6 protein-coding genes and 1 pseudogene are annotated in these 7,899 nt (G+C 60.6%); 4 read left to right on the top strand and 3 right to left on the bottom strand.

Annotated features, from left to right (window positions below):
• Positions 1 to 451 precede the first annotated feature (451 nt).
• Positions 452 to 1,568 (bottom strand): annotated as a pseudogene (locus P3T25_RS18300) (AI-2E family transporter).
• 271 nt (positions 1,569 to 1,839) lie between these two features.
• Here P3T25_RS18300 and P3T25_RS18295 point away from each other — a divergent pair.
• From P3T25_RS18295 to P3T25_RS18280, 4 genes are all read left to right on the top strand, one after another.
• Positions 1,840 to 3,054 carry a DUF2863 family protein gene (locus P3T25_RS18295; RefSeq protein ID WP_429358559.1) on the top strand — a complete coding sequence of 405 codons (1,215 nt, stop codon included), beginning with the start codon at positions 1,840 to 1,842 and terminating at the stop codon, positions 3,052 to 3,054.
• 216 nt (positions 3,055 to 3,270) lie between these two features.
• Positions 3,271 to 4,146: a LuxR C-terminal-related transcriptional regulator gene (locus P3T25_RS18290; protein WP_429358558.1), complete on the top strand. Its 876-nt coding sequence runs from the start codon at positions 3,271 to 3,273 to the stop codon at positions 4,144 to 4,146.
• 112 nt (positions 4,147 to 4,258) lie between these two features.
• On the top strand, positions 4,259 to 4,933 hold the full coding sequence (locus P3T25_RS18285) for an energy-coupling factor ABC transporter permease (protein WP_429358557.1): 675 nt from the start codon (positions 4,259 to 4,261) through the stop codon (positions 4,931 to 4,933).
• Between the two features lie 167 nt (positions 4,934 to 5,100).
• Positions 5,101 to 5,778, top strand: coding sequence for a BspC domain-containing protein (locus P3T25_RS18280; protein ID WP_429358556.1), 678 nt, complete (start codon positions 5,101 to 5,103; stop codon positions 5,776 to 5,778).
• 116 nt (positions 5,779 to 5,894) lie between these two features.
• Here the strand turns inward: P3T25_RS18280 and P3T25_RS18275 are convergent, their stop codons facing one another.
• Positions 5,895 to 7,049 carry a M14 family metallopeptidase gene (locus tag P3T25_RS18275; protein WP_154567306.1) on the bottom strand — a complete coding sequence of 385 codons (1,155 nt, stop codon included), beginning with the start codon at positions 7,047 to 7,049 and terminating at the stop codon, positions 5,895 to 5,897.
• A gap of 34 nt (positions 7,050 to 7,083) precedes the next feature.
• Positions 7,084 to 7,866: a peroxide stress protein YaaA gene (gene yaaA, locus P3T25_RS18270; RefSeq protein ID WP_097391901.1), complete on the bottom strand. Its 783-nt coding sequence runs from the start codon at positions 7,864 to 7,866 to the stop codon at positions 7,084 to 7,086.
• Positions 7,867 to 7,899: the final 33 nt, after the last annotated feature.

The following is a 7,899-nucleotide window of genomic DNA, read 5'->3' as shown; positions in this document are numbered from 1 at the left end:
AACGTACTGACGAATGATTAACCTGCCGGCGTGAATCCACCCCGACAGGAAAACCTTCCTTTAATACTCGTGTGAGACTTGATACTTTCGCTTCCGGCAAACCCCGAAGGATCCACCGGCGCGTCGCGCATCAAGCGCCCACACTTATCGGCTGTTAATTTTTAAAGATCGATTACGCATTCACTACCGGACCAGCACCACGCGTCGTCAACATCACAACCACCCGGCACCGCTTCGTTCTGCGTCGCTGCATCAGCAGCAGAGAAACGAGATTATGTAGAACATTCGCTACGCCGTCAACAGGTTTTTCTAACTTCCTGAACCCGCCCACATCGCGCAAAGCCTTGCCACTGCTGGCTCTCCCGCTTCCCGTGCCCCGGTGTCCGAAGCACGAAAGAGCGAGATTCTAGCGAGCCGGACGGCCCCTTGCAAGCCATATCTGGAATTTATTTCAAGGTGCCTTTTCTATGCGCACCGGCTCATCGACAACAGGCACTTTCACGTCGGGCGCCAGAGCATCCGCTGGCGGGGCGCCGATCGTCCAATCGTGCAGCACGGTATAGGCAACCGCCAGCAACGTCGGGCCGATGAATACACCAAGGAAGCCGAAAGCAAACGCACCGCCAAGGATGCCCAGCATCACCAGGATCAACGGCATGTCACTACTCTTGCCGATCAGGATCGGCTTGATGACGTTGTCGGACATGCCGACGACCAACACACCCCACACAACCAGAAAGATCGCCCAGCCAGTTGCACCGCCGTGATACAGCCAGATCGCCGCGGGCAACCAGACGACCACCGGGCCACCCGGTATCACCGAGAGGAAGAACGTCGCCAGCCCAAGCAGCGCCGGCGCCGGGACGCCCGCGATCCAGCAACCGAAGCCGGCAAGAATGCCTTGCACAAGCGCCGTGCCGAGAATCCCGTAGACCACGCCCTTCACCGTGCTGCCCGCCAGTGCCAACAAGTAATCGGCGCGTTCGCCAGCGATGCGGCGCATGCCCGCCTTCAACCAGGCCGCCGCGCCCTCCCCCCCGGTATAAAAGAAGAACGCGAGCACGATACTCAGCGCCAACAAACCCAAACCGTGCGTAACGGCAATCGCAGCCGCCAGAATCCACTTGCCGGCCGGCGCCGCAAGCGCACGCATTTGCGCGATCAGTTCAGAGTTGCTGCTCGTTACGTTCGCCCAGAACGTCTCGATGTTCGAGCCAACCAGCGGGATTCGTCCAACCCACGGCGGCAAATCCGGCAAGCCAGCCTCGAAGAGCCTCTGTACCAACGCGACGATGTCGTGAACGTGCGCACCAAAGGCAAAGCCCGCATAGACGAACGGGCCAAGCACCACAATCAGAATAATGAGCACGATCAACGTCGCGGCGAGCTTTCGCCGCCCCCCCCACCGCTGTAGTGAGCCGCCGGTACAGGCCCCACGAGCTATAACTGAGAATGGCGCCCCACAACAGCGCTGTTGTAAAAGGCGCAAGCACCAGCAGGGAGCCACCTACCAATATGATCAACGCGAACACTGCAGCGAGACGTTCAATCAGTTGGTCCGATTTCACTATGAATCTCCTGTTGTGCCAGACCACAGCGACGAATAGGCATACGCTTGTCAGTCGCCCGCCGACGGTGGTCAGTATAGGAGCGAGCCACACCCCTGGGCATGTCTTATATCATCCGGCCAAGACGCCGCGCAACGCATCTGGCGCCTCCCGCAAGGGGCTTATTTTTAATGTGGAAACGTCCCAATCCATCCGGCATAGTCAGCCAAATAATATGGCGGCATAGAAAAGACTAGAATATAAGGTTCTGTGCCTCCCAATTTCCGGATTTATGCGCTCGCGAATCGCCAAACGTCTCCCCCCCGATGCCGACAAGCTTGTCGGTCTCTCGCTCGCGCTTTTCGCGTCGGGCAGCCGCACCGAAGACCGCTTCTGGGAAGCGAAGCTCGATGCGCTGCTGACCAAGATCGTCCGTAACGCCAACCAGACTACGCTGGACGCCGCGCTCGATCATCTGCAGCAGAATCATCCCGATGCTTACGGCGCACTCGCCGACATGGCGGAAACGCACAGCGAGTCGTTCATCGTCGACCATGAAGGCGCTCCTTATGAAGCGCTGCTGATCGCCGCGCCCGTGCTGGCCTGGACTCGCTACATGATTCCTTCCGGCCCGCTCAAAGTGGACGCAGCCGACGCGCTGCGCGCGCACCTGCAAGCGCACGTGCTCGCGGCAAATACGCGTGTGGCCATGGTGCCGTTCCTGTACAGCATCGACCAACTGCCGCGTCACCACGTCGAAACCTGGCGCATTGCCCAGCAACTCGCTCAAGCAGCCATGGCGGGTGGCAACGTCAAACTCAATTTTGGCGAGCTGCCGGAAACCTCGCCCATCCTGGCCGACCCGCGCTTTCTGCTGGCTGTGGTCGCGGCGCCGGTAGGCGAGCCGGCGTTTCGCTGGCAGGAAGAAGAAAACGGCAGCCGGATTGAGCGTGGTCAATGCCTCGAACAATGGGCAACGCAAGGCGGCGCCAATCTGTCGCTGGTGCTGCCCGGATGTGAGTTCGAGTGTCTGCTGCCGGATGCCTATTATTCGGCCTGCCGCGACGCCGACGAACGGGTGCGCCCTCACACGGTACGCACCGCCGTCCGCTACCTGTTCGACACAATCGGTGCGGCGCCACAGGAACTGCGCGCGGTTGTCGCAGGGTTCGGCGAGCGCCGTATCGACGAATACCGCGTCGGCTTCACGCGCCGCGGCAGCAATGATGTGATCTACGGCGTCGTATGGCCGCTTTACGGCCGCGAGAACGGCAAGCCCGGCATCGACGAAGAACCGCAAGAGACCGCTGCGTCAGACGACCCACTCGAAGAAATCGTCGCATTGCTCAAGGAAACCGGCGTGACAGACGTGCGCCGCCACTCGGGCCGCTTCGAGCCGGAATATTGCGATGACTGCGGTGTGCCGCTCTATGCGGACCCGCTCGGCGAAATCGTCCACGCCGAGATGCCGGAGGACGCGGAGCCCGCGCAACCGCATTTCCACTGACCCGCCAGCGCCGGCGTCATTGCGCCGCCGTCGACATCAGAAAGCCCCGCCGCGTGCGGGGCTTTTTTTATGTCATTCCTCCTATGCCTTTTGGACAGGGGGTCAAACCGAAGGGAATTTGTCATCATAGTGCCGGTGGTGCATCGCAATGCGCCCGGCACCTTCGCCGGCCCACACGCATCGCGCCACCTCGCCCGATTCATCTGGAGACACGGCATGCGATTCTCAATACTCAACTCAGACGCGGAACGACGCGATGGACTCAAAGCACTGCTGCGGCAAATCGACCGGCTAGCGCGCTTTAACGAAGCACAGGATTGGCGTCAGGTTGAACGTACGCTCAAGCGTCTGCGTCCCGACCTGCTCGTGATTGACTGGCAGGACTGGATGTCAGTCGACGACACCCGTCATCTGCTCAGCCATTACCCGGACCTGCGCATTGCAGTGCTGACCGACAAGGTCTCTCCAACCGTCGTACGGGATCTCATGGACGAAGGTGTGCTCGGCGTGATTCCGCGCGAAACCGACCCATGCCTGATCGTGCGCGCTTTCGAGATGGTGCTGCTGGGCGGTCACTATGTGCCGCCCGGCGCGTTGGCGCTCAATCCTCCGCTACCGCCGGATGCCACCATCCGGCCGTTCGATGAAAAGAGTCCACCACCACGCCGGGCCAAACTTTCCAACGGCCTGTCGCCCCGCCAGGAGCAGATCATGCGCTGCGTCCACATGGGCAGCACCAACAAGATGATTGCGCGCACGCTCGGCATCAGTGAAGGCACCGTCAAGATCCATCTGACCAGCATATTTCAGCAACTCGGAGCGCCTAACCGCGCCGCCGCGGTCGCGCTGTACAACGGCTGGCTGTCGGCTCACTTGCAAGTACTGCGCAACGATGGCGGAGGTCAGGTTCGTCCGGTAATGGGGCAAGCCGGAGTGGTGCCATTGCGGCGCCGCACACTGCGGCGCTTCCAATATCCGTTGCCAGCGAACGACACGGCCGACACGCTGCCAATAGCGGCCGAACCGAGCACGCCATACGGCGATGCGCCCGCCGAGTTGACGGCGGAACCGGTCACGCAAGATTCGGCATAACGTCAGCCGGCGCGCGCGCCAGAATCGAAACGCGCGTTTTCTCGCGGCGTTCGCGCCGGCTGGCATGGAATCCGCTCACACCTTTTCTCGTCCAACGAGTAATATGAGATACATGGGTTTCCTCTACACACCGCTTCCGTTCTGGGTCGCTGTCGGTGGCTGGATCGCCACTGCGATAGTGGTCGCGCTCGCGCTGTGGAAAAATCCTTTCAAACGACTTCAGGACGGCACACTCCAGCACGTCTGGCTCGCAATCATCGTTGCGGTGTCCGTGCTGTGGGCGAGCAACGCGTGGCTCGACGACGGTACTGTCATGCATCTGCTCGGCGCCACGCTGGTTGTCACATTATTCGATTGGGCACTGGCGCTGATCGCCATGGCGATCGTCACCGGTCTCGCCGCTGTCGTCTTCGACGCCCCCTGGCAGGGCATTGCACTGACTTTCCTCGTGTTCGGTGCGTTGCCTGTCGGTATCTCGACCTTGATCCAACGCGCCAGCATCGCCTGGCTGCCGCGTAACCTCTTCGTGTTCATTTTCGGCCAGGGTTTTGTCTCACCCGCCATTGCCGTGTCGCTTACGGCGGCCGCGGCGCTCGGCGTTCACATCACACTCGCAGACGGTTCAATGACCGTGGTGCCGGTCGGCTACGCGTTCAGCGTGCTTCTGCTCGCCACTGGCGAAGCCTGGTTCACGGGCATGTCGACGGCATTGATCGCGGTCTACCGCCCTGCGTGGGTTACCACTTATGATGTGCGTCGATATCGATTGGGCGGGCCACGCACCTGACACGGGCGCGGCATCGAGCACGTATCGACGGCAATCTGCCATCCCGGCACATAAAGCGCCTGAGTCCCCGCACCACGACAGGACAAAATATTTGTGTCAGGATTGAACTCATCCCTCTCGCCAGGCATCTTACGTGCCTCATGTCTTATTAGCGTCTAACGAACTAGATGGATCGCACCAACGTACCGCGCCGATTGCTGCGGTTGGTCGGCCGGTTAGCAACATTTGCAGCGAGTCTCTCGCTCATTTGCACTGCTCCCGCATACGCCGATCAACTCGAACAGCACAACGATCTCGTCAACAAATTTGTCAATGACATGCATGCGGACCCGCTAGTCGCGGACTGCGCTGCCCATGGCAATTTTGTTGCAAGCACATCGACCGCCTTCGACCATGTCGAATTTCCGCCCAGCTCCTTCGACAGCGCGCATGCGGCAGTCACGCCCTGGAACGATTCGTTCGACGAAGGCAAGCAGCGCGTCAAGGTGGACAACATCGTTACCGTCGAGGGCCTCGGTATCCGCCAGAGCGGCGGTGGAGATCCAGCCGATCTCAAATTCCGTTGCGGCTATGTGGGCGCCCAGATGCTGGCGTTCAGCTGGAACGATCCGGTGCCGCCGGCCCGTGCGCACAGCACCGGGTCAACGGGATCGCGAGCGTCCTCGGGCAAGCATAAGGGTGTGAAGGGCAAGCACTCGGCCAGCGGTAAAACTACGAAGAAAGCAACCGGCAATTCCTCGAAGGCAAGCTCGGGAAAATCTTCGCGAGCAACTTCCAGCAAGTCTTCAGGTAAGTCTGCGAGCAAATCGACCGCGAAGAAGTCCCCAGCGAAAAAGACTCAATAGCGGACAAGAGCGAAGGCCGCGTCAACGGGTCCGCACTACGAATTTGGCTCGCACCCAGCAAAAAACGGGGCACACACTTCCAGAGTGTGTGCCCCGTTTCTTTATGCGGCGTCCAGTTACGCGAACGTCTCCACGTGTCGCAAAATAGCCTGCAGCATGGCGGCGCCCAGCGACGCGCTACGCTCCCCGTTCCAACCCACCCGCTCGTCCGGCAGATTGGCGTTGTCCTTGAACGGCATCTCCAGCGTCAACGACAGACAGCCGAATTCGTTGCCGATGTACTTCGAAGCCAGCTTGAGCGCGTCCTCACGATACTTGCTCGCGGCGTAGCCGTACTTGTCCTGGAAATCCGGGCTCGCATGCTTGAATGCTTCGATGAACGCTTTCTGCTCCTCGCCCTGCCGCTCGGTGAAACCCGGCAGCATTTCGGAGCCGGCCACGAACACGTACGGCAGCGCCTCGTCGCCGTGGATATCGAAAAAGAGGTCGCAACCGGTCGCGTGAATCGCATCACGCACCACGAGCACCTCGGGACTGCGCGCGGCGTCCGGTTCCATCCATTCGCGGTTCAGGTTCGCGCCCGTCGCGTTAGTGCGCAAATTGCCGTGCACGCTGCCATCCGGATTCATGTTCGGCACGATGTAGAACACCGCGTGATCGTAGAGCTTGCGCGCCACCGGATCGCCCGCCCAATCGCCCCAACCCGCGAGACGCTTGACGAGACCTTCGATAAACCATTCAGCCATCGTCTCACCAGGATGCTGACGCGCGATCAGCCAGATCTTCTTCTTGGGCGTGTCGCCGGTTTGCGGAGTACCAAGCGTCAGCAGCGACATCGGCCGGCCTTCGACGGTCCTGCCCAACTCTGTGAGCGTGGCCTGCGGCATCTGCTGGATCGCGCCGAGAAACTCCGAGTGACGTTCCTCGCTATACGGCTCGAAATACGCGTAGTAGATGCGGTCGAAATCCGGCGTGTGGTCGATCGTCAACACACGGCCGTCGTAGGAAGTCGGCACGCGGAACCAGTTCACGCGGTCATAGCTTGCCACTGCCTGGTAGTCGCGCCAGCCTTCGGCGAAAGCGCACGCCGCAGCATTTTCGAAGGTCATCACGCAGCGCTCGCCGGCCGCGCCGGACAACCGGAAATAAAACCACTGCGCGAACTCGGCCTGACTGTCGGGCCGCACGCGCAAACGGATGTTGCCGGCGTCTTCGCAGGCCAGCACTTCGATCGCGCCCGCATCGAAGTTGCTCGTAATCGATAACGTCATGATGTTCTTCCCTGCTTGTGTGCGCGGCGATCGCTTAGTCAGCGATGCGGCGGCGGAATACGTAGGTGGAATCGTTCGAGGCTTCGGCGTCGAACGCGTAGCCTTCGGCGTTGAAGGCCTTCAGTTGCTCGGGCTTGTCGAGACGGTTTTCGACCGCGTAGCGCGCCATCAGACCGCGTGCGCGCTTTGCGTGGAAACTGATGATCTTGTAGCGGCCGCCCTTCCAGTCTTCGAACACCGGCGTGATGATCGGCGCTTCGAGCACCTTGGGCTTGACCGACTTGAAGTACTCACCCGACGCACAGTTGACCAACACGCGTGAGGCGGCAGCGCGCTTCTTCAATTGCGCGTTCAAAGCCTGCGTGATCCGTTCACCCCAGAACGCGTACAGATCCTTGCCGCGCGTATTGGCAAAGCGCGTGCCCATTTCGAGGCGGTACGGTTGCAGCAGATCGAGCGGACGCAACAAACCGTACAGGCCGGAAAGCACGCGCACATGATTCTGCGCGTAATCCAGATCGGCCGACGACAACGTTCTGGCATTGAAGCCTTCGTACACATCGCCGTTGAACGCGAGCACGGCCTGCTTGGCGTTGTGCGTGCCGAAACTGGGCGACCATTCCGCGTAACGCTGGAAATTGAGGTGCGCGAGTTGATCCGAAATGCTCATCAACGAACCGATCTGCTGCGGCGACAAAAGGCGCAATCCGCCGATCAATTCGGCCGCATCGTCGACGAAATCGGGGATCGTGTGCTTTTTGACGTGCGGAGGGGTTTCGTAGTCGAGCGATTTCGCCGGCGACAGAACGATTATCATAGAGGCTTGCAGGCACGCCGTGCCTGGCGGTCA

This window comes from Paraburkholderia sp. GAS32 (assembly GCF_050434225.1).
Taxonomy (GTDB): Bacteria; Pseudomonadota; Gammaproteobacteria; order Burkholderiales; family Burkholderiaceae; genus Paraburkholderia; species Paraburkholderia madseniana.
Note: the sequence above shows the minus strand (reverse complement) of the source record. Positions and strands in the feature narration are given on the sequence as shown.